Annotated in this window: 17 protein-coding genes and 2 pseudogenes; 7 read left to right on the top strand and 12 right to left on the bottom strand. The window is 66.1% G+C overall.

The window, feature by feature from the left end:
* Positions 1 to 48 precede the first annotated feature (48 nt).
* Positions 49 to 528 carry a hypothetical protein gene (locus AC1DFC_RS20405; RefSeq protein WP_007831761.1) on the top strand — a complete coding sequence of 160 codons (480 nt, stop codon included), beginning with the start codon at positions 49 to 51 and terminating at the stop codon, positions 526 to 528.
* Positions 529 to 661: 133 nt separating this feature from the next.
* Positions 662 to 916, top strand: a complete 255-nt coding sequence (locus AC1DFC_RS20400; protein WP_007831762.1) for a hypothetical protein — start codon at positions 662 to 664, stop codon at positions 914 to 916.
* A gap of 26 nt (positions 917 to 942) precedes the next feature.
* Here the strand turns inward: AC1DFC_RS20400 and AC1DFC_RS20395 are convergent.
* Positions 943 to 1,086: pseudogene (locus AC1DFC_RS20395) on the bottom strand (short-chain dehydrogenase); the annotation flags it as partial.
* Between the two features lie 38 nt (positions 1,087 to 1,124).
* Between AC1DFC_RS20395 and AC1DFC_RS20390 the strand changes: the two are divergent.
* Positions 1,125 to 1,376, top strand: a pseudogene (locus tag AC1DFC_RS20390) (type 2 periplasmic-binding domain-containing protein); the annotation flags it as partial.
* A gap of 97 nt (positions 1,377 to 1,473) precedes the next feature.
* Here AC1DFC_RS20390 and AC1DFC_RS20385 read toward each other — a convergent pair.
* From AC1DFC_RS20385 to AC1DFC_RS20340, 10 genes are all read right to left on the bottom strand, one after another.
* Positions 1,474 to 2,391, bottom strand: a complete 918-nt coding sequence (locus tag AC1DFC_RS20385) for a dihydrodipicolinate synthase family protein (protein WP_007831766.1) — start codon at positions 2,389 to 2,391, stop codon at positions 1,474 to 1,476.
* A 23-nt stretch (positions 2,392 to 2,414) separates the two neighbouring features.
* Entirely contained in the window at positions 2,415 to 4,151 is a 1,737-nt protein-coding gene (locus tag AC1DFC_RS20380) for an IlvD/Edd family dehydratase (protein WP_007831767.1), read from the bottom strand.
* A gap of 4 nt (positions 4,152 to 4,155) precedes the next feature.
* Complete coding sequence (gene yjfF / locus AC1DFC_RS20375; RefSeq protein ID WP_007831774.1) at positions 4,156 to 5,187, bottom strand: galactofuranose ABC transporter, permease protein YjfF; 1,032 nt, start codon at positions 5,185 to 5,187, stop codon at positions 4,156 to 4,158.
* Entirely contained in the window at positions 5,184 to 6,218 is a 1,035-nt protein-coding gene (locus tag AC1DFC_RS20370) for an ABC transporter permease (protein WP_007831778.1), read from the bottom strand. The genes yjfF and AC1DFC_RS20370 overlap by 4 nt, the downstream gene beginning before the upstream one ends.
* 117 nt (positions 6,219 to 6,335) lie before the next feature.
* Entirely contained in the window at positions 6,336 to 7,859 is a 1,524-nt protein-coding gene (locus AC1DFC_RS20365; RefSeq protein ID WP_413333993.1) for a sugar ABC transporter ATP-binding protein, read from the bottom strand.
* Positions 7,860 to 7,865: 6 nt separating this feature from the next.
* Positions 7,866 to 9,077 (bottom strand): multiple monosaccharide ABC transporter permease, encoded by a 1,212-nt coding sequence (gene mmsB, locus AC1DFC_RS20360; protein WP_007831782.1) that lies wholly within the window; start codon positions 9,075 to 9,077, stop codon positions 7,866 to 7,868.
* The gene (gene mmsA / locus AC1DFC_RS20355) at positions 9,064 to 10,590 is read right to left on the bottom strand and encodes a multiple monosaccharide ABC transporter ATP-binding protein (protein WP_042673160.1); all 1,527 of its coding nucleotides are present in this window, start codon (positions 10,588 to 10,590) and stop codon (positions 9,064 to 9,066) included. The genes mmsB and mmsA overlap by 14 nt, the downstream gene beginning before the upstream one ends.
* Positions 10,591 to 10,616: 26 nt before the next feature.
* Entirely contained in the window at positions 10,617 to 11,687 is a 1,071-nt protein-coding gene (chvE, locus tag AC1DFC_RS20350; RefSeq protein ID WP_007831785.1) for a multiple monosaccharide ABC transporter substrate-binding protein, read from the bottom strand.
* A 12-nt stretch (positions 11,688 to 11,699) separates the two neighbouring features.
* Positions 11,700 to 12,665 (bottom strand): ABC transporter substrate-binding protein, encoded by a 966-nt coding sequence (locus tag AC1DFC_RS20345; RefSeq protein ID WP_056509196.1) that lies wholly within the window; start codon positions 12,663 to 12,665, stop codon positions 11,700 to 11,702.
* Positions 12,666 to 12,715: 50 nt separating this feature from the next.
* Positions 12,716 to 14,170 carry an aldehyde dehydrogenase family protein gene (locus AC1DFC_RS20340; protein ID WP_007831789.1) on the bottom strand — a complete coding sequence of 485 codons (1,455 nt, stop codon included), beginning with the start codon at positions 14,168 to 14,170 and terminating at the stop codon, positions 12,716 to 12,718.
* Between the two features lie 148 nt (positions 14,171 to 14,318).
* Between AC1DFC_RS20340 and AC1DFC_RS20335 the strand changes: the two genes are divergently transcribed.
* Complete coding sequence (locus AC1DFC_RS20335) at positions 14,319 to 15,278, top strand: LysR family transcriptional regulator (RefSeq protein WP_007831791.1); 960 nt, start codon at positions 14,319 to 14,321, stop codon at positions 15,276 to 15,278.
* A gap of 108 nt (positions 15,279 to 15,386) precedes the next feature.
* Here the strand turns inward: AC1DFC_RS20335 and AC1DFC_RS20330 are convergent, their stop codons facing one another.
* Positions 15,387 to 16,160: an SDR family NAD(P)-dependent oxidoreductase gene (locus tag AC1DFC_RS20330; protein ID WP_413333990.1), complete on the bottom strand. Its 774-nt coding sequence runs from the start codon at positions 16,158 to 16,160 to the stop codon at positions 15,387 to 15,389.
* 132 nt (positions 16,161 to 16,292) lie between these two features.
* On the opposite strand from AC1DFC_RS20330, the gene AC1DFC_RS20325 reads away from it, so the two are divergent.
* The 3 genes from AC1DFC_RS20325 (at position 16,293) to AC1DFC_RS20315 (ending at position 22,057) form a co-directional block, all read left to right on the top strand.
* A complete protein-coding gene (locus AC1DFC_RS20325) occupies positions 16,293 to 17,246 on the top strand; it encodes an SMP-30/gluconolactonase/LRE family protein (RefSeq protein WP_413333988.1) in 954 nt (317 codons plus the stop codon).
* Positions 17,247 to 17,384: 138 nt separating this feature from the next.
* Positions 17,385 to 19,928: a type VI secretion system Vgr family protein gene (locus tag AC1DFC_RS20320; protein WP_478179874.1), complete on the top strand. Its 2,544-nt coding sequence runs from the start codon at positions 17,385 to 17,387 to the stop codon at positions 19,926 to 19,928.
* Between the two features lie 53 nt (positions 19,929 to 19,981).
* Positions 19,982 to 22,057: a phospholipase D-like domain-containing protein gene (locus AC1DFC_RS20315; protein WP_478179873.1), complete on the top strand. Its 2,076-nt coding sequence runs from the start codon at positions 19,982 to 19,984 to the stop codon at positions 22,055 to 22,057.
* Positions 22,058 to 22,138 lie beyond the last annotated feature (81 nt).

Here is a 22,138-nt window from a genome sequence, read left to right as displayed (position 1 = left end):
CGCTTCCAATATTTCCCAGGTTTTCAAGCTCGCTTCAAGGAGCCATCCATGAAAAGCACCACTCGCTCAATCATCTTCACCATGCTCGCCGCCGGCGGGCTTGCAGCCGGCAGCATCGCCTCGGCAGCGTCGCCGCGCGGCGCAGCAGCCTCGGGCACCTACCAGCAGGAACTGGCTGTCTGCGGCCACAACGAGCAGGACCGCGCCGCCTGCATCCGCGAAGCCGGCGCTGCGCGCCTGGAAGCCGCGCGCGGGGGCCTGACCAGCGCACCCGACTACCGCGCCAATGCGCTCGCCCGCTGCGGCCTGCAGCAGCCGGCCGACCGCAGCGCCTGCGAGGCCCGCGTGCTCGGCAGCAGCGGCAACAGCACGGCCAGCGTCGACGGCAGCGTGATGGGTGGGGGCGTGATCCGCGAATCGGTCACCACCATCGTGATGCCCGCACCGGCGATGGCGCCGGAACCGATGCCGGCCCCGATGCCCGAGCCGATGCCCATGCCCCGGCCGATGCCCGCGCCCCTGCGCTGAGCGTCTTCGCTGAAGAAGCATCGCCAGGCGCTGCCGGCGGCTGGCGATGCCCTTACTGTCACAGTACTGTCATAAAAGGCGCAGGCCTGCTAGCTATAGTTCTCGGTCCCTGCCTACCGAGGAATCCTTTCCCATGAATGCCATCAAGGTCGCTCGCCGATTCATCGAAACGGACCCGGCCAACGAATCGGCCAAGATCCTGGCCCAGCTCGTGTTGGCTCTCGAGTCCGAACGCAGCTTCGAGTTGGTCACGCTCTACAACCTCGACTACAAGAGCTTCGAGCTCGCGATGGACATCCTGAAGGAATGGCGGCTCGACCGCTACTACGCCAGCAAGTCCAAGCTGTTCGACCTGTCGCTGCAAGTCACCGAACTCGAGAAAAGCTGAAGTCCGCGGGGGCACCCCCCGCGTGTTCAGATCAGCATCCCACCCGACACCTCGATGCGCTGGGCATTCACCCAGCGACTCCCCTCCCCGAGCAAGCCCGCGATCACACCGCCGATGTCGTCGGGTTTGCCCGCGCGTCCGAGCGCCGTAAAGCCCGCGACCATCGCGTCGAAGTTCGTGTGCATGCCTACGCGCGCAGCACCGCATCGTGCACTTCGCACAGACCCTCTCGCCGCACGACGCGGGTTGGGAACACTTCGACGCCCAGGGCCGCTACCGGATACAGCCGATGCGCTCCATCGTCTCGGTGAACGGCACCGACGCCTGCAACGCCGCGGCGGTCGCGGGCCTCGGGCTGATCCAGGCGCCGATCGGCGGCCTCCTGCCGTGCTTTGCGGCCGGCTCGCTCGTGCAGGTGATGCCGGCGTTCACCGCCCGCGCAATGCCGGTGTCGCTGGTGTACGTCAACCGCCGCCACCTCGCGCCGCGCGTGCTCGCCGTGATGAACTGGCTGACCGAGATCCTCGCGGCCTACTTCGCCCGGGACGGCGAACCGGCTATCTCCCCCAGCGCAGCACCAGCGGATCGAGCCGCTTCGCCGTCTCGATCAGGCCGGCGCGCGTCGCGGGGTGCATCGCGGGCAGCGGATGCCGCGGCGCCTCGCAAGCGATCACGCCGCCCTCCTTCATGAGCGACTTGCAGGCCAGGAGGCCCGCCTGCCGATTCTCGTAGTTGATGAGCGGCAGCCACTGCTGGTACAGCGCGAAGGCCTTGTCGCGGTCGCCCGAACGGTGCGCCTCGATGATCGGGCGAATGCCGTCCGGATAGCCCCCGCCGGTCATCGAGCCGGTCGCGCCGGCGTCCAGGTCGGGCATCAGCGTGATCGCCTCTTCGCCGTCCCACGGGCCTTCGATGGCCTCGCCGCCCAGGCGGATCAGCTCGCGCAGCTTAGCGGCCGCACCGGCCGTCTCGATCTTGAAATACGCGACCTGCTCGATCTCCTTCGCCATGCGCGCGAGGAACGGCGCCGACAGCACTGTGCCGCTGGCCGGCGCGTCCTGGATCATGATCGGGATGTCCACCGCATCGGACAGGCGTGCGTAGAACTCGAAGATCTGCGGCTCGGGCACGCGGAAGGTCGCGCCGTGGTAGGGCGGCATCACCATCAGCATGGCCGCGCCCATGTCCTGCGCGCGGCGGCTGCGCTCGGCGCACACCTTGGTGCTGTAGTGCGTGGTGGTCACGATGACCGGCACGCGGCCCTTCACGTGTTCGAGCATGGTGCGCGTGAGCACCTCGCGCTCCTCGTCGGACAGCACGAACTGCTCCGAGAAATTGGCAAGGATGCACAGGCCGTCCGAACCCGCGTCGATCATGAAATCGACGCAGCGCTTCTGGCTCTCCAGGTCGAGTTCGCCCTGTTCGGTGAAGGTGGTAGGCACCACCGGGAAGATGCCGCGGTATCTGGGGGTCATGATGTTTCGTTGCTTGCGTGGGTTCAATGCGAATGGCGCGGCACGGCCGAGCCGCGGCAGCCGACGAGAAAGTCGAAGTCGCAGCCTTCGTCGGCCTGCAGCACGTGGTTGACGTAGAGCTTCTGGTAGCCGCCGCCGCGCGTGCTCATCGGTTGTGCATCCGAAGAAGACAGCGAAGCGAGGCGCGCCGCCAGTTCCTCGTCGCTGATGTCGAGGTGCAATCGCCCCGCATCGCAGTCGAGCTCGATCCAGTCGCCGTCGCGCACCGCCGCCAGCGGCCCGCCGTCGGCCGCCTCGGGCGCGACGTGCAGCACCACCGTGCCGTAGGCCGTGCCGCTCATGCGCGCATCGGAGATGCGCACCATGTCCTTCACGCCCTGGCGCAGCAGCTTGGGCGGCAACCCCATGTTGCCGACCTCGGCCATGCCGGGGTAGCCCTTGGGACCGCAGTTCTTCAGCACCATCACGCAGCTTGCGTCGATGTCGAGGTCTTCATCGACGATGCGTGCCTTGTAGTGCTCCAGGTTCTCGAACACCACAGCGCGCCCACGGTGCTTCAGCAGCTCCGGCGATGCGGCAGAGGGCTTGAGCACCGCGCCGCGCGGCGACAGGTTGCCGCGCAGGATGCGGATGCCGCCATCGGCGATCAGCGGCTTGTCGAGCGGGCGGATCACCTCGTCGTCGAGGCTGGGCGCATCGCGCACGTTGTCCCAGATCGACTGGCCGTTGACGGTGAGCGCAGCGGGGTGCGGCAACAGACCATTCTCGCCGAGCCGGCGCAGCACGGCGGGCAGGCCGCCGGCGTAGTAGAACTCTTCCATCAGGAAGCGCCCCGAAGGCATCAGGTCGACGATGGTCGGCGTATTGCTGCCGATGCGCGTCCAGTCCTCCAGCTCCAGCTCGACGCCGATGCGCCCCGCGATCGCCTTCAGGTGGATCACTGCATTGGTCGATCCGCCGATGGCCGCGTTCACGCGAATGGCGTTCTCGAAGGCCTCGCGCGTGAGGATCTTCGACAGCGTGAGCCCCTCCTTCGCCATCTCCACCGCGCGCATGCCCGACATCTGCGCGAGCACGTAGCGCCGCGCATCGACCGCCGGAATCGCCGCGTTGTGCGGCAGCGAGGTACCGAGCGCCTCGGCCATGCAGGCCATCGTCGAGGCCGTGCCCATCGTGTTGCAGGTGCCCGCCGAGCGCGACATGCCGCCCTCGGCCGAGAGGAACTGGTGCAGGTTGATCTCGCCCGCTTTCAGCGACTCGTGCAGCTGCCACACGGCCGTGCCCGAACCGATGTTCTTGCCCTCGAGCTTGCCGTTGAGCATCGGCCCGCCCGTGACCACGATGGCAGGGATGTCGCAGCTCGCCGCCCCCATCAGCAGCGCGGGCGTGGTCTTGTCGCAGCCCGTGAGCAGCACCACCGCGTCGACGGGGTTGCCACGGATGGCTTCTTCGACGTCCATGCTCGCGAGGTTGCGCGTGAGCATCGCGGTGGGCCGCAGGTTCGACTCGCCGTTGGAGAAAACAGGGAACTCCACCGGAAAGCCGCCCGCCTCCGAGATGCCGCGCTTCACGTGCTCGGCGATCTTGCGGAAGTGCGCGTTGCACGGCGTGAGTTCCGACCAGGTGTTGCAGATGCCGATGATCGGGCGGCCATCGAACTCATGGTCCGGGATGCCCTGGTTCTTCATCCAGCTGCGGTACATGAAGCCGTTCTTGTCGGCGGAGCCGAACCATTCGGTCGAGCGCAGTTTTTTTGTCATTGAGTCAGCGGCGCGGAGTGCGCGAGGTGAAAAAGCGTTGCAACAAACAGAAAACGAACAGCAGCGCGCCGACCACGATGCGGGTCCACCACGAGCTCAGCGTGCCGTCGAATGAAATGAGGGTCTGGATGATCCCGAGCATCAGCACGCCGAACAGCGTGCCCGCCACATAGCCCACGCCGCCCGTGAGCAGCGTGCCGCCGATCACCACCGCCGCGATGGCGTCGAGCTCCAGCCCGATGGCATGCAGCCCGTAGCCCGAGAGCATGTAGAAGGTGAAGATCACGCCCGCCAGTGCCGAGCAGAAGCCCGAGAGCGTGTACACGCCGACCAGCGTGCGGCGTACCGGCAGGCCCATCAGCATCGCCGAATTCTCGCTGCCGCCGATGGCGTACACCGCGCGGCCGAAGGGCGTGCAATGCGCGATGAAGATCGCCGCCAGCAGCACCACGACGGCGATCACCGCGCTGATCGACACCGAGGCCTCGCCCCAGATCGGAATGCGGATCTGCGAGACCTCCGAGTAGAACTCGTTGGTGATGCTGATCGAGTCGATGCTGATCAGGTAGCACAGCCCCCGCGCCAGGAACATGCCGGCCAGCGTGACGATGAAAGGCTGCAGCCGGAAGCGCTCGATGAGCAGCCCCATGAACGCGCCGAAAGCCGTGCCCATCGCCAGCACCAGCGGAATCACGATGCCGGGGCTCCAGCCGTGCTTCTCGACCAGCGAGGCCGAGACCATGGTGGTCAGCGCGATCACCGAGCCCACCGACAGATCGATGCCGCCCGAAAGGATCACGAAGGTCATGCCCACGGCCACGACGATCAGGAAGGCGTTGTCGATCAGCAGGTTGAGGAACACCTGCGCCGAGAAGAAGCCATCGTAGAAAACAGAACCCAGCGTAGCCACCAGCACGAACAGCGAAATCGTCGCCGCCAACGGCAGGTACTTTGGATTGAGCCCTCCCCTCTTGCCGCCTCTCCCGCTTGCGGAAGAGGGCTGGGGTGAGGGTCCCGTATCGATCACCGCGCTCATGCCCGCCCCTCTTCATGCACCGGCCGCTGCGCCAGCGCCCGCACTTGCGACCTGAACTCCGGCGACTGCAGCAGCATCACGGCAAACACCACACCCGCCTTCACGACAAGGTTGATCTCCGGCGGCACCCCCAGCGAATAGATCGCATAGGTCAGCGTCTGGATGATCAGCGCGCCGATCACGCTGCCCACGAGGCTGAAGCGCCCGCCGGTCAGCGCCGTGCCACCCAGCGTCACCGCCAGGATCGCGTCGAGCTCGATGAGCTGCCCCGCGTTGTTGCCGTCCGCGCTCTTCACGTTGGAGCTGATGAGCAAGCCCGCCACACCCGCGCAGGCACCGCAGAACGCATACGCACCGACGATCAGCCGCCGCGCCTGCACGCCCGCCACGCGCGCCGCCGTCGGGTTGATCCCCACTGCCTGGATGAACAGGCCCAGCGCCGTGCGCGTGATCGCCAGGTACAGCAGCACGAACACCGCCGCCACGATGAACAGCGAGAACGGCAGCCCGAGAAGGTAGCCGCTGCCGAGGAAGAAGAAGGGCTTGTAGTAGATCGTGATGATCTGCCCGTCGGCAATGAGTTGCGCGATGCCTCGCCCCGCCACCATGAGGATCAGCGTCGCGATGATCGGCTGCATGCCGACCTTGGCGACCAGCAGCCCGTTCCACAGCCCGCACAGCAATGCGATGCCGATGGCCGCGAGGATGGCGAGCGGCATCGGGAAGCGGCTCACGTCATTGGCCACCGAGCCGCCGATCATCCAGGCCGCGAGCGCCGCCGCGATGGCCACCACCGCGCCCACCGAGATGTCGATGCCGCGCGTCGCGATCACGAGCGTCATGCCCAGCGACACGAGCACCAGAGGCGCCGCGCGGTTCAGGATGTCGATCAGGCTGCCGTAGAGATGGCCTTCGCGCCATTCGAGATGCAGGAAGCTGGTGTTGAAGGCGATGTTCACCGCGAGCAGCAGGAACAATGTGACGAGAGGCCAGGCGAGGCGGTGGCTCATGAAGGATGAAAGGCGGTTCATGTCAAAGCGCTTCTTTGATGCGGGAGATACCGCGGAACCGGCTTTGCCGGGCCGCTGGTGTCGCCCCCGGAAGGGGGTTGGCGAAGCGACACGAAGTGCGCGAAGACTGGGGGAGAGTCATGTTGTCGCTGCAATCATTTCGTAGACTTCGTCCTCGCTCGAACCACCGGGCAGCTCGCCCACCTTCTGCCGATCCCGCAGCACCACGATGCGGTGCGCCACGCGCACCACCTCGCTCATTTCCGACGAGATGAAGATCACCGCCATGCCCGCCTTCGCGAGCCGCAGGATCTCTTCCATGATCTCCTGCTTGGCCGCCACGTCGATGCCGCGCGTGGGCTCGTCGAGGATCAGCAGGCGCGGCTCGGTCGCGAGCCAGCGCGCGATCATGGCCTTCTGCTGGTTGCCGCCCGACAGCAGCCCGATGGGCGTTTCGACGCTCGCGGCCTTGATGCCGAGCGACTTCACGAAGCGCTCGGCCATCTCGGTCTGCTCGGCATGCGACAGGAAGCGCCGAGTGCCCAGGCGCGCCTGCAGCGCCAGCGCGATGTTCTCGCGCACCGACAGCTCGGCAACGATGCCATCGGTCTTGCGTTCTTCGGGACACAGCGCAAGACCTTCGCGAATGGCATCGGCCGGGTTCGAGAAGCTCATGGTGCGGCCATCGACCTTGAGCACGCCGCGGTCCGGCAACTCCAGCCCGAACAGCAGCCTTGCGAGTTCCGTGCGGCCCGCGCCCAGCAGGCCCGCGATGCCGACGACTTCGCCGGCACGCACACGCAAATCCGTCGCCTGCAGCTGGCCCGCCTGCCCCAATCCTTCGGTCTGCAGCAATGCGGGTGCGGCCTCGTCGAACGAAGGCAAGGCGGCGGGACGCGCCGACTGCGCCGCCAGCTCACGCCCGAGCATCGCTGCGATCAACGCCTGCGGCCCCAGGTCTGCGGCACGCCACTCGCCGATCCAGCTGCCGTTGCGCAGCACCGTGATGCGGTCCGACACCGCATACATCTGGTTGAAAAAGTGCGTCACGAAGACGATGGCCAGCCCTTCGCCGCGCAGGCGCCGCAGCACCTCGAACAGCTTTTCCACCTCGTCGTCGTCCAGGCTCGACGTCGGCTCGTCGAGGATCAGCACCTTCGACGACACGCCCAGCGCACGCGCAATCGCCACCATCTGCTGCACCGCCACCGAGTAGCTCGACAGCAGCCGCGTCACGTCGATGTCGAGCCCGATGCGCCCCAGCAGCTCTTCGGCGCGGCGGTTCACCGCGGCCCAGTCGATGCGAAAGCCCTGCGCCGCGCCGCAACGCGGATAGCGCCCCGCGAACACGTTCTCCGCCACCGACAGGTTCGGGCACAGGTTCACCTCCTGGTAGACCGTGCTGATGCCCAGCTTCTGCGCGTCGAGCGGCGAGTGCGGCTGGATCGGCTGGCCGTCGAGGAACATCTCGCCGCCGCTCGACGGCAGCACGCCCGTCAGCACCTTGATCAGCGTCGACTTGCCCGCGCCGTTCTGACCCATCAGCGCATGGATCTCGCCCGGGTACAGGTTGAGCCGTACGTCGCGCAGTACCTGGATGCTGCCGAACTGCTTGTGGATGCCCCGAAGCTCGAGCACGGGGCTGAGGCTGCCGTCTGTCATGCGCGGCTACTTGTTCTTGTTGTAGACGTCGATGAACACCGCGGCCAGCAGCACCAGGCCCTTGATGACCTGCTGGTAGTCGATGCCGATGCCCAGGATCGACATGCCGTTGTTCATCACGCCCATGATGAAGGCGCCGATCACCGCGCCCATCACGCGGCCCACGCCGCCCGAGGCAGAGGCACCGCCGATGAAGCAGGCCGCGATCACGTCGAGCTCGAAGCCCAGGCCGGCCTTCGGCGTCGCGGTATTGAGCCGCGCCGCGAACACCAGCCCGGCCAGCGCCGCCAGCGCGCCCATGTTCACGAAGGTGAGGAAGGCGAGCCGCTGCGTCTTCACGCCCGACAGCCGCGCCGCCTTCTCGTTGCCGCCCAGCGCATAGATTCGCCGGCCGACGGTGGTGCGGTTGGTGACGAAGTCGTACACCACGATCAGCACCGCCATCACGATCAGCACGTTGGGCAGGCCCTTGTAGGTCGACAGCAGGTAGCTGAAGAACAGGATGATGGCCGCGAAGAACAGGTTCTTTACGAGGAAGAAGGCGTAGGGCTCCTGCTCCATGCCGTGCGCCGCCAGCTTGGCGCGCCCGCGCAGCTTGAAGAACACCAGCGCCGCGGCGGCCAGCGCGCCCACGACCAGCGAGGTGGTGCGCAATGCGTCGCCGCCCAGCGGATCGGGAATGAAGCCCGAGCTGAGCCGCTGGAATTCCACCGGGAACGGGCCCACCGATTGCCCCGCCAGCAGCGCCAGCGTGAGCCCCTTGAACACCAGCATGCCCGCGAGCGTGACGATGAACGACGGGATCTTGCGGAACGCGACGAACCAGCCCTGCGCGGCGCCGATGACGGCGCCCGCGAGGATGCTCACGATCGCCGTCGGCACGAAGTGCCATTCGTACTCGACCATCAGCACCGCTGCAAGCGCCCCGATGAAGCCGCAGACCGAGCCCACCGACAGGTCGATGTGCCCCGCCACGATCACCAGCAGCATGCCCAGCGCCATGATGACCACGTAGCTGTTCTGCAGCAGCAGGTTGGTGAGGTTCAGCGGCCGCAGCAGCGTGCCGTCGGTCAGCACCTGGAACAGCACCATGATCGCGACCAGCGAGATCAGCATGCCGTATTCGCGCAGGTTGTTCTTCAGGAAGCCGACATGCAGCTTCGGCGCCTCGGAGGCGGGAACGGCGGCCTTCACCGCGTTGACTTCAGGCTGCGACATGGATCGAACTCCCCGAGCTCACGATGGCATGCATGATGCGTTCCTGCGAGGCCTCGGCCACCGGAAATTCGGCGACGAAGCGCCCCTCGTTCATTACGTAGATGCGGTCGCACATGCCGAGCAGTTCCGGCAGTTCCGAAGAAATCATGAGAATGCCTTTGCCCTCGCTCGCAAGCTGGTCGATGATGGTGTAGATCTCGTACTTGGCGCCCACGTCGATACCGCGCGTGGGCTCGTCGAGGATCAGCAGTTCCGGCTTGGTGAAGAGCCACTTGCTCAACACCACCTTCTGCTGGTTGCCCCCCGACAGATTGACCACCAGCTGCTCGATGCCCGAGCAGCGGATGTTGAGTGCCTTGCGGTATTCGTTGGCCACCTTGAATTCGCGCCCGTTGTCGATGACCGACGAATCGGCGATCGCATCGAGGTTGGCCAGGCTGATGTTCTTGCGGATGTCTTCCTCCAGCACCAGCCCCAGGCCCTTGCGGTCCTCGGTGACGTAGGCGATGCCGTGGTCGATGGCCTTGCGCACCGTGCCCACGTCCACCGGCTTGCCGTGCATGAGCACGGAGCCGCTGATGCGCTGGCCGTAGGACTTGCCGAAGACGCTCATGGCGAGCTCGGTGCGCCCCGCGCCCATGAGGCCCGCGATGCCGACGATCTCGCCCTTGCGCACGTTCAGGTTCACGCCCTTGATCTGTTCGCGGTCGGCGTGCAGCGCATGGTGCACGCGCCAGTCGCGCACCTCGAACACGGTCTCGCCGATCTTCGGATGGCGCTGCGGATAGCGGTGCGCCATGTCGCGCCCCACCATGCCGCGGATGATGCGGTCCTCGCTGATCGGCTGGCCGCGGCAGTCCATGGTCTCGACCGTCGCGCCGTCGCGCAGCACGGTGACCGAATCGGCCACCTTGGAAATCTCGTTGAGCTTGTGCGAGATGAGGATCGACGCGATGCCCTGGCGCTTGAGCTCCAGCAGCAGCATCAGCAACGCATCGCTGTCGTTCTCGTTCAGGCTCGCGGTCGGCTCGTCGAGGATCAGGAGCTTGACCTCCTTGGCCAGCGCCTTGGCGATTTCCACCAGCTGCTGCTTGCCGACACCGAGGTCGGTCACGAGCGTGGTGGGCAACTCCTTGAGGCCCACCTTGGCAAGCAGCTCTCGCGTCTTCGCATAGGCGGCGAACCAGTCGATCACGCCGCCGTTCGCAATCTCGTTGCCGAGGAAGATGTTCTCGGCAATCGAGAGCAGCGGCACCAGCGCAAGCTCCTGGTGGATGATGATGATCCCGAGCTTCTCGCTGTCGGCGATGCCCTTGAAGCGGCGAAGCTCGCCCTCGAAATGGATCTCGCCGGTGTACGAGTCGCACGGGTAGACGCCGCTCAGCACTTTCATGAGCGTCGACTTGCCCGCGCCGTTCTCGCCGACCACCGCGTGGATCTCCCCCGCGCGCACGGCGAGGTTGACGTTGCTGAGGGCTTTCACCCCCGGAAACGTCTTGGTGATCCCGCGCATTTCGAGGATCGTGCGTTCGCCTTGACTCACTTGACTTGGCTTTCCTTGTAGTAGCCGCTGTCGACCAGCACCTGCTTCCAGTTCGACGCATCCACGCTCACCGGCTTCAGCAGGTACGAGGGCACGACCTTGATGCCGTTGTTGTAGGTCTTGGTGTCGTTCACCTCGGGCTGCTTGCCCGAGAGCATGGCGTCCGCCATGGCCACCGTCACCTTGGCCAGCTCGCGCGTGTCCTTGAACACGGTCGAGGTCTGCTCCTTGCGCAGGATCGACTTGATCGAAGGCACCTCGGCGTCCTGCCCCGACACCACCGGCATCGGCTGCGAGCCCGAGCCGTAGCCCACGCCCTTGAGCGACGAGAGGATGCCGATGGAGAGGCCGTCGTACGGCGACAGCACCGCGTCGACGCGGTCCTTGGTGTAGTAGGCCGACAGCAGGTTGTCCATGCGCGCCTGCGCCACCGCGCCGTCCCAGCGCAGCGTGCCGACCTTGTCCATGCCCATCTGCTTGCTGCGCACCACGAGCTTGCCGCTCTTGATGTACGGGTCGAGCACCGACATCGCGCCGTTGTAGAAGAAGAAGGCGTTGTTATCGTCCGGCGAGCCGCCGAACAGCTCGATGTTGAACGGGCCCTTGCCGCTTTTCAGGTCGAGCGCCTTCTCGATCGACTGCGCCTGCAGCACGCCAACCTGGAAGTTGTCGAAGGTGGCGTAATAGTCGACGTTCTTCGAGCCCTTGATGAGCCGGTCGTACGCGATGACCTTCACGCCCTTGTCGGCTGCCTTTTGCAGCACGTCGGACAGCGTGGTGCCGTCGATGGCCGCGATGACCAGCACCTTCGAGCCCTTGGTCACCATGTTCTCGATCTGCGCGAGCTGGTTGGGGATGTCGTCGTCGGCGTACTGCAGGTCGGTCTTGTAGCCCTTGTCCTTGAAGTACTTGACCATGTTGGCGCCATCGGCGATCCAGCGGGCCGACGACTTGGTGGGCATCGAGATCGCGATCAGGCCCTTGTCCTGCGCATTGGCCAGCGGCGTGAAGCCGACGATGGCGAATGCGATGCCCGCGAGCGATGCTTTGAGGAATTTGCGTTTCATGGGTGTGGGCTCTCAATACTTGCGGTTGGGGAATTCCTTGGCAGCGACTTCCATCGGGAAGATGCTTTCTTCGGTCACGATGCGCTTGGGCAGCGTCTTGCCTGCCTTGATGTCTTTCACGGCGCTCATCAGTTGCGGGCCGAGCAGCGGGCTGCATTCGACCGACACATTGAGCTTGCCCGCGATCATCGCTTCGAACGCCCCCTTCACGCCGTCGATGGAGATGATGGTGATGTCCTTCGCGGGCTTCAGGCCGGCCTCTTCGATGGCCTGGATCGCACCGATGGCCATGTCGTCGTTGTGCGCGAAGAGCACGTTGATCTTCTTGCCCTCGGCCTTCAGGAAAGCTTCCATCACCTCCTTGCCCTTGGCGCGCGTGAAGTCGCCGGTCTGCGAGCGGATGATCTTGAACTTCGGGTCGGCCTTGATGATTTCCTCGAAGCCCTTCTTGCGGTCGATGGCCGGCGCCGAACCCACGGTGCCCTGCAGCTCGACGATGTTCACGTCGCCCTTCTGGTCCTTCATCTTCTCGACCAGCCAGCGGCCGGCCTTGCGGCCTTCTTCAGTGAAGTCCGAGCCCATGAAGGTCACGTAGAGCGAGTCGTCCTTGGTGTTGACGGAGCGGTCGGTCAGCACCACCGGGATCTTGGCGGCCTTGGCTTCGCGCAGCACGGTTTCCCAGCCCGACTCGACCACGGGCGAGAACGCGATCACGTCGACCTTCTGCGCGATGTACGAGCGGATGGCCTTGATCTGGTTTTCCTGCTTCTGCTGCGCATCGGAGAACTTGAGCTCGATGCCGGCGTCCTTCGCGGACGACTTGATCGACTCGGTGTTGGCAGTGCGCCATTCGCTCTCGGCGCCCACCTGCGCGAAGCCGAGCACGAGTTTTTTCTGCGCGAGCGCAGAAACGGGCAGCAGCCCGCCGAGGGCGGCGGCGGCCAATGCGGTGTTGAGCGTGCGGCGATTCATCGTCATGGGATGTCTCCTTCTGTTGACTTGCTTGTTGAGAACGGTTTTTTTGTGGCTCAGGCCAGCATGTAGCCGGTCTTCACCGTCGTGTAGAACTCCGCGGCGTGGCGCCCTTGTTCGCGCGGCCCGTAGCCCGACCCCTTGCGGCCGCCGAAGGGCACGTGGAAATCCACCCCTGCGGTCGGCAGATTGACCATCGTCATGCCGACCACGGCATGGCGCCTGAAATGCATCGCGTGCTTCAGCGAATTGGTGCAGATGCCCGCGCACAGGCCGAAGGGCGTGTCGTTGCACAGCGCGAGTGCTTCATCGTAGTTGTCGGCGCGCAGCACGCAGGCCAGCGGGCCGAAGATTTCCTCGCGCGCGATGCGGTGCGCCGGCTTGGCCAGGAACAGCGCGGGGCTCATGTAGTGGCCGGCGGTGGCGCGTTCGAGCGCTTCGCCACCCCACACGTGCTCGGCGCCCTCTTCGCGCGCCACCTCGACCCAGGCGAGGTTCTGCGCGAGGCGCTCCTCGTCGGCCACCGGGCCGATGTCGACGCCGCGCTCCAGCGCATGGCCGATCTTCAGCGTCCTGAGCCGCTGGCGCAGCCTGGCCACGAAGGCGTCGTGCACCGCTGCCTCGACGATGAGCCGGCTCGACGCGGTGCAGCGCTGGCCGGCGGAAAAGTAGGCGCCCTGCACCGCGCAGTCGACGGCGCGGTCGAGGTCGGCATCGGCCAGCACCACCAGCGCGTTCTTGCCGCCGGTCTCGAGCTGCACCTTGGCGCGGCGCGAAGCTGCCGCCTGCAGGATGCGCTCGCCGTTGGCCATCGAGCCTGTGAAGCTCAGCGCATCGACCAGCGCGCTGTCGACCAGCGCCTGCCCCACTTCACGGCCGCTGCCCATCACGAGGTTGAAGGCGCCGGCCGGCAAGGCGGCGCGGCTGATGATCTCGGCCAGCGCCCAGCCGCAGGCCGGCACCAGTTCGGCCGGCTTGAACACCACGCTGTTGCCGTGGGCCAGCGCGGGCGCGATCTTCCATGCCGGGATGACGAACGGCGAGTTCCACGGCGTGATGAGCCCGACCACGCCGACCGGCTCGCGCGTGACGTCGACCTGCACGCCCGCGCGTACCGAGGCGACGTTCTCGCCGCCGCCGCCACGCAGGGCCTCGCCCGCGAAGAACTTGAAGATCTGGCCCGCCCGCGCCACTTCGGCCACCGCCTCCGGCAGGGTCTTGCCCACCTCGCGTGCCAGCAGCAGGCCCAGGTCGTCCTTGCGTGCGAGCAGTTCTGCGCCGATGCGGTCGAGCACGTCGGCGCGCCGCTGCGGCGTGCTGTGGCTCCAATGAGGAAAGGCCTCGGTGGCCGCCCGGATGGCGGCCTCGGCCTGGCGGCGATCGGCGCGTGCGTACTCGGCCACCACTTCGCTGGTGTCCGAGGGATTGGCGCTCACACCCGTGGTCGCGCTGGTTTCCCAGCGGCCATTGATGTACTGCCGCACGTTCTGATGGAGCTCGCCGTGAATCACCGGGCGGGGGCCTTGTCTCTGTAGTTCTGGATGTGCGGCGAGTCTAGAAACAAAAATGATATCAATCCAATTGTTTTTTAAGCAAAATGGATATTGATCATTGGATTCTGGAAAACCCGATCAGTCCTTCGTTTCAAGTCAAAGAGACATGACCAACTACAACCACTGGTTCATCCGCGCCCGCCTCAAGACCCGGCAGCTGTTGCTGCTCGTGGCCCTGGCCGAGGAAGGCAACATCCACCGCGCGGCGCAGGTGCTCAACATGACGCAGCCCGCCGCCTCCAAGCTGCTGAAGGACCTGGAAGACGTGCTGGAGGTGCCGCTGTTCGACCGCCTGCCGCGCGGCATGCGCCCCACCTGGTACGGCGAGACCATGATCCGCCACGCCCGTGTGGCGCTCGCGAGCCTGAACCAGGCGCACGACGAGCTCACCGCGCTCAAGGCCGGGCGCTTCGGCCAGGTGAGCGTGGGCGCCATCACCGCGCCCGGGCTCACGCTGCTGCCACCGGCCGTGGCCATGGTCAAGCGCGAGCAGCCCGATCTGCGCGTGTCGCTGGAGATCGAGACCAGCCCGGTGCTGATCGAGCGGCTCGAGCAGGGCAAGCTCGACATCCTGGTGGCGCGCCTCTTCGCCGAGCACGACAAGTCGCAGCTGCGCTACGAAGCACTGAGCGAAGAGCCGGTGTGTGCGCTGGTGCGGCCGGGCCATCCACTGCTGGGCGTGAGCGGGCTCACGCTGCGCGACGTGGTGAGCGCAGGCTGGATCGTGCCGCCCGCGGGCAGCGTGCTGCGGCATCGCTTCGAGCTGATGTTCCAGGAAGAAGGCCTGGCGCCGCCGACCAACACCATCGAGAGCCCCGCGCTGCTCTTCATCACGCGCATGCTGCAGCAGAGCGACATGGTGGCGGTGCTGGCGACCGACGTGGCGCGCTACTACGCCGCGCACGGCATCGTGTCGCTGCTGCCGCTGGACATGCCCTGCCACATGGACGCCTTCGGCATCATCACGCGCACCGACCGGCTGCCGTCGCCGGCGGCGAAGGTGATGATGAAGGCGCTGAAGACGGCGGCTGTGAGCGTGTACGGGCGGAAGCTGGAACTGGACTAACCCCCAGTCTTCGCGCACTTCGTGTCGCTTCGCCAACCCCCTTGCAGGGGGCAACGCCAGCGGCCCGGCAAAGCCGGTTCCGCGGCATTCCACGCACAGCAATTCCGTTCAGGTCCAGCCGGCGTCCACGGTGAACTCCTGGGCCGTGCACATCTTCGCGTCGTCCGATGCCAGGAACAGCACCATGCGCGCGATGTCTTCCGGCATCAGCTTGTCGGGCAGGCACTGGTTGCGCTTGAGCGCCTGTTCGCCTTCGTCGTCGAGCCACAGCTTCACCTGGCGCTCCGTCATCACCCAGCCGGGCGACACAGTGTTGATGCGGATGCGGTCGCGGCCCAGGTCCACCGCGAGCCCGCGCGTGAGGCCGTTCACCGACGACTTGGCGATCGCGTAGCAGGGGTAGCCCGAGCCCTTCGTCTGCCAGCCCGTGGAGCCCAGGTTGACCACCGAGCCGAAGCCCAGGCGCTTCATGCCCGGCACCACCGACTGGATCGCGAACAGCGCCGGCCGCTCGTTGATGGCCATGCGGTTGTCGTAGTAGTCGGGCGTGACCGATTCGAGCGTGTGGCGGTCATCGCTCGCCACGTTGTTGACCAGCACCGCGAAGTCGCCGAGTTCGGTGGCCGCATCGGAAATGGCCTTTTGCAGCGCGGCGATGTCGCGCACATCGCAGGCGCGCCACCACGGCGCCGCGTGGCCGGCCTCCTCGATCTGCCGTGCGAGCGCCGCGCTGGAACCCTCGGCAATGTCGATGAAGGCGACGCGCGCACCCTGGGCTGCGAACGCTGCGACGATGGCAGCGCCAATGCCGCTGCCGCCACCGGTGACGAAAACGGCGCGGTCTTTCAGGCTGGGATAAATGGAATGCGGGGGGGAATTCAAGAAAAGTCTCCAGGGTGCTCGGCAACTGACATTGCAAAATGCATATTAATCAATGCCTGAATTTTAAATTTCCGTTATCAATATGCCTTGATACGATCCGCCGAGTCAAGAAGACATGACGAGGAAAAACAAATGAACAAGCAAGAGACAGGCGTCCTCCCCCCTTCATCCGCATCTGCATCCGTGCCGTCGGTCGCAGGCGAGCTCGAATGCATCTGGGCCGCCGGCGCCAACCTTGGCGAGGGCACGATGTGGTCGCAGCGCGAGCAGGCGCTCTACTGGATCGACATCCTCACGCCGCGCCTGTTCCGCTACGACCCCGCCAGCGGCGCGCAGCGAACCTGGACCTTCGACGAGGAGATCACCGCCATCGCCGAGCGCGCCTTGGCGCCAGGCCTCATCGTCACGCTGCGCCGCGGCTTCGCGCTGTTCGACACCACCGCGCCCGGCGACGACGCGAAGCCGCGCTACCTGCACCAGCCCGAGCCCGAGCGCACCGGCAACCGCTTCAACGACGGCAAGTGCGACAGCCGCGGCCGCTTCTGGGGCGGCAGCATGGACTTCGACTGCCAGGCACCGACCGGCGCGCTCTACCGCTACGACGCCGACGGCCGCTGCACCAGGCACGACGACGGCTTCGAGGTGACCAACGGCCCGACATGGTCGGCCGACGGGCGCACGATGTACTTCAACAACACGGCGCGCAACAACCTCTACGCCTACGACTTCGACGTGGAGGCGGGCACGGTGTCGAACCGGCGCCTGTGGCACCGCTTCCCGAAGCCCGATGGCCTGCCCGACGGCATGACCACCGACGCGGCCGGCCGTCTCTGGATCGCGCACTGGGGCGGCTCCTGCGTGACCTGCCATGACCCGGTGAGCGCGGCCGAGCTGTGCCGCATCCCGCTGCCCGCGAGCCACGTCACCGACTGCGCCTTCGGCGACGCCGACCTGTGCACGCTCTACATCACGACCGCGCGCAACGGACTCACGGCCGAACAGCAGGCGGCCGAGCCGCTGGCGGGTGGGCTGTTCAGGGTGCGCATCGGCAGCCCGGGGGTGCCGGCGGCGCTGTTCGCGGGCTGAAGAAGCTGCCAGACTCGCCCGCGAGACGCAGGTGCGCACCCGCGCCGTAGAACTGGACGATGCCGCGGAGATCACGCTTGTTTCAAGCCCTTAGCGCCAAGCATCAACTGCGCACTAGTTCCGGGCGCTGTTACTTTCGTGTACTTACGGCGCCAGTACAAGGGCTTACATAATCTGGGCGAGGCACTGCAATTCCACCGCCTCGTCGGTCGAGAGACACTCAGCCAGGCTTACGTTTTTGAAATCGATCTGCTGGGCAGCAGCAACGCCATCGATCCCAAGACCCTGCTGGGCAAGGCCGCCACCGTCGCGATGGAAACCGAGAGCGGCGCCCTGCGCCACCTTGCCGGCATCGTCACGCGCTTCGGCCTTTCGCAGCAAGACGCGCGACAGTCCTTCTACAAGATGCGGCTGCGTCCCTGGCTCTGGCTCGCCACCCGCCGAAGCGACTTCCGCATCTTCCAGGACCAGACCGTTCCGGACATCCTTGCCGCGGTGCTCGGGCGCTACGGCCACCCGCTCGAGCAGAAGCTCAGCCGCAGCTACCGCACCTGGAACTACTGCGTTCAGTACCACGAGAGCGACTTCGATTTTGTCTCGCGCCTGTGCGAGCACGAAGGCATCTATTTCTTCTTCCGGCATGAAGCCGAGCAGCACGTGCTGGTCTTCGCCGACGACATCGCCAGCTCGCACGGCCCCCTGCCTGGCGGCGAGACGGTGCGCTACCACCCCCACGAACACTCGGGCATGACGGGAGGCCTGGAGCCCGGCGAGCGCATTCATGCATGGGAGCAGGCCGAAGAGATTCGCTCCGGCCACCACTACACCGACGACTACGACTTCGAAAAGCCGAGGGCCGACCTGGCGAGCCGCCAGCAAATGCCGCCCGGCCATGACCACGACAGCCATGAAGCCTACGAGTGGCCGGGTGGCTTCATCCAGCACGGCGACGGCGAGGACTACGCGCGCCTCCGCACGGAGGAGCAACTGAGCGAACGCCGCCGGGCCAGGGGCCGCTCCAACCTGCGCGAACTGGCGCCGGGCCACACCTTCCGCCTCGCCGGCCACCCGCGCGACGACCAGAACCGGCAGCACCTGCTGCTCGGTGTCGGCTATCACCTGCAAGAGACCATCCAGGCCAGTGAAGGACAGAACGGCGCCGAGGGCTCCGTGCAGCGCTTCACCTTCGATGCCCAGCCCACGAGCTTCGCCTGGCGCTCGACGGCCTGGGCGGGTTCGACCTTCGGCATGGCCGCGCTGCCACGCATCGGGCAGGAGGTCATCGTCGACTTCCTCAATGGCGATCCGGACTGCCCCATCGTCACCGGGCGTGTGCACAACGCCGACGAGATGCCGGCCTGGCAGCTGCCCGGCCAGAAGCACCTCACCGGCCTCCGCAGCCGCGAACTCGGCGGCGGGCGCAGCAACCATGTGGTGCTCGACGACTTTGCGGGGAAGATCCAGGCCCAGCTCAAGAGCGACCATCAAAGCTCCAGCCTGAGCCTGGGGCACATCGCGCGCATCGAGGACGTGGCAGGCCGCAAGGACGACCGGGGCCAGGGCTTCGAACTGCGCACCGACGGGCACGGCGCGGTGCGCGCCGCGAACGGCCTGCTGCTGAGCACCGAGGCCCGCGCGAACGCCCAGGCCCACATCGCGGACATGCGCGAGACCACCGCCAGGCTCACCCAGGCACGTGATCTGCACGAAGGATTGAGTCAGGCTGCGCAGGAAGCCAAGGCGCACGAGAGCGGCGACCAGGATGCAGTGACCAAGGCGCTCAAGGAACAGAACGACGACATCAGGGGCCAGGGCAGCGACCCGGCCCACGGCACCTTCCCCGAATTCCAGGAGCCGCACCTGACGCTGGCCAGCCCTGCGGGCATCCAGGCCACGGCCGCCGGCAGCACGCACATCGTGAGTGGCGAGCACACGGCCATCACCAGCGGCGCGCATGCCAGCATCGGCGCCGGCAAGAGCCTGCTGGTCAGTGCGAAGGAGGCCGTGCGCCTGTTCGCCCACAAGGCGGGCACGAAACTCACCGCCGGCAGTTCCGACATCGACATCAGGGCGCTGAAGGCCAGCGTCAATGTGCTGGCCAAGATGAACATCAAGCTGGAGGCCAACCGCATCACGATCACCGCCAGGGACGAGGTGCTCATCAACGGCGGCTCGAGCTATACGCGCTGGAACGCGAATGGCATCGAGCACGGCACGATGGGCATCTGGCGCGAGCATGCGGCAACGCACAGCCTGGTCGGGCCTGCGAACAAGCCGGTGCCCCCGATCCGATCGACGGCTGCGGCTTTGAAGGAGACACCTCCTGATCCGCAGATCGCGTTCTCCGTACAGCACGTCCCCGGTCCCTCGCCCCTGCTTTTCTCCGGCCAGTCCTACACCCTGCTGAAGAATGGCGCCGAAATCCGCAAAGGCTTGTTCGATGAACACGGACGGCTGACCATCGAGCACGCCGAGAAAGGCGCACGCTACCAGGTCCGGCTCTTCAACGGAACCGTCCACGACGTTCCGGTCGCACAGGACCGGATGGAACCCGATCCGGGGCGGCCCCAATACAACGAGCATCAGTTGTCCAACAAGGGGTACCGCGGCGATGGGCAAGACAGCTCGAAGCGCCGGTCGCAGCGCGAGCGCGGCTCGGATGCCGGCCAGGCGTCCACTTGATGGCCCTCATCGACGCCGCCCTATGATGAACCTCTCTCGAGCCGACAACCGACATGGCTGATCTGAACAAGCTCCTCGACGAAATCCAAAAGCCCGAAGTCAGCCACGTCGACATGATCAAGCGGCGCAGCAAGGGCACGCTGCAATGGTTTCTGGAGAAGGACCACAGGACGCACCCGATCCACGACAACAACGCGCTGCAATTCTTCATGTGCGGGCAGGAAGGCTTCGCCGCCATCGAGAAAGACATCCTCGCGGCTGGCAGCAGCATCGACCTGGTGCTGTGGGGCTTCGACCCCGGCATGGAGCTGACCCGCAGCCGAACCACCTGGCCGCACGGCACCACCTACGGTGACCTGCTGGTGCGCAAGGCCGGCGAGGGCGTGAAGGTGCGCATGCTGCTGTGGTTCGACAGCCTGGCGGTCAACAAGGCGGCGGGCAACGTGCCGGACTTTCCCGCGTTCTGGGCGCCCACCTCCTTCTCCAAGACCAGCCGGACCACCTGGCCCGAGGGCGCCGATTCCTACGACAACCGTTCCAATTCCGCCTGGGTGCTGACTGACCGCTCCAACTACTGCAAGCAGTGGTGGGAAGACGCGCTGGCCGGGCGCTTCAAGAACCTGGAAGTGCGGCTGCGCCGCGGCAGCCCGCTCGAAATCCACTCCAACCTGGCGCGCTACCTGCCCGACTCGAAGCGCGACCTGAGCGAGGCCGCCAGCATGATCGCGGTGGGCACCCACCACCAGAAGCCGATCCTGATCGACTACGAGCCTGCCGCCGGCGGCAGGCCGCGCAACGTCTGCGGCTACGTGATGGGCCTGAACAGCGTGACCGACTACTGGGACACCACCTCGCACGCCTTCAACGACCCCCGGCGCGAGCTCAGCCCCAACAGCTACACCAACTACGACGATGTGCGCTGGCACCGCAAGCCATACCGGGACTACGCTATCCGGGTGCAGGGCGAGGCGCTGCACTGCCTGAACCGGAACTTCGTGCAGGGCTGGGACAGCGCGGCCGGTGTGCAGGTGATCCCAGGACCTGCGGGCAGCCTCTTTCCTGCCAACGGGGCGGGAGCGTTCAGCAAGAAGCTGGGCGACCGGCGCCAGTCGATCCAGGCCCGAGACATCCCGCGCCCGTCAGGCTCGCGCTGCCGCGTGCAGATCCAGCGCACCCAGCCGGAATCCGACGACGGCACCATCCTCAAGGGCTACACGCTGGCCAGCGCCAACGCGCTGAACTACATCTATGTGGAGAACCAGTACTTCCAGCTGAGCGAGTGGCCCAGGCTGCTCAAGGACGTGCGCAAGCGCTACCGCCGCGCCATGCAGGAGGCAGGTGCGGCGCCCACCGACATGGCGCCGCTGCACCTGTTCGTCGTGATCCCGCAGCCCGAGCGCGGCCAGATGGTGCCCAGCACCTACGACACTGTCGGCACGCTGGGTGCCGGCGCGCAGATGGGCGAGTACGACAAGAAGGTGCAGGGGGAACGCAAGCGCCGGCAGGCGGGCGCCCGGGGCGGCGGCGGGCTGGTGGGCGCCTCGGCCAACACGGTGCCGGTGGATGCACAGGCGCAGCTGCAGGAACTGGGCATCAAGCCGCTGGTGGCGATGCTGCTGACCTTCGACAGCGCGAACCAGGCGAAGAACATCCGCGTCAAGGCGCGCGACAGCGAGGCTCAGGACGCGCAGGCGGGCGTGGAAGAGAAGGCCAGGGGCCACGCCGACGACGTGGACCCCGAGAACCTGAGCGACTTCAACATCATGTCCAGGCGCTACCGGGAGATCTACATCCACAGCAAGCTGATGATCGTGGACGACGTGTACCTGACGCTTGGCAGCGCGAACCTGAACGCGCGCAGCATGGCGGCAGACAGCGAACTGAACCTGTGCACGGAGGAGTATGCGTTCACCAAGGCGGCGAGGAAGCGGGTGTGGGGGAATCTGGCGGGGGGTGATTTGGACGGGAAGGAATGTACGAGGGCAGAGACGGCGCAGGTACATGAGGATTGGTTGCAGCGGATGAGTGGCAATCAGGCACTTAGAACTGGGGGAAAGTCTCCAGTAGACGGCAGCTTCATTCACCCCTTTGAAGACCCCCGTGGGGTTCCTTTCGTAAAGCTCGCATAGCCCATGCAAACCACGAAAAACAGGGCGACGCGATGCATCCGCGCAGCGGGTGTCTCGACCTTATTCGCTGTTGCGCTTCTT

The sequence above is a fragment of the Variovorax sp. 10L421 genome (genome assembly GCF_056395365.1).
This window is presented reverse-complemented; position numbering and strand designations above follow the sequence as displayed.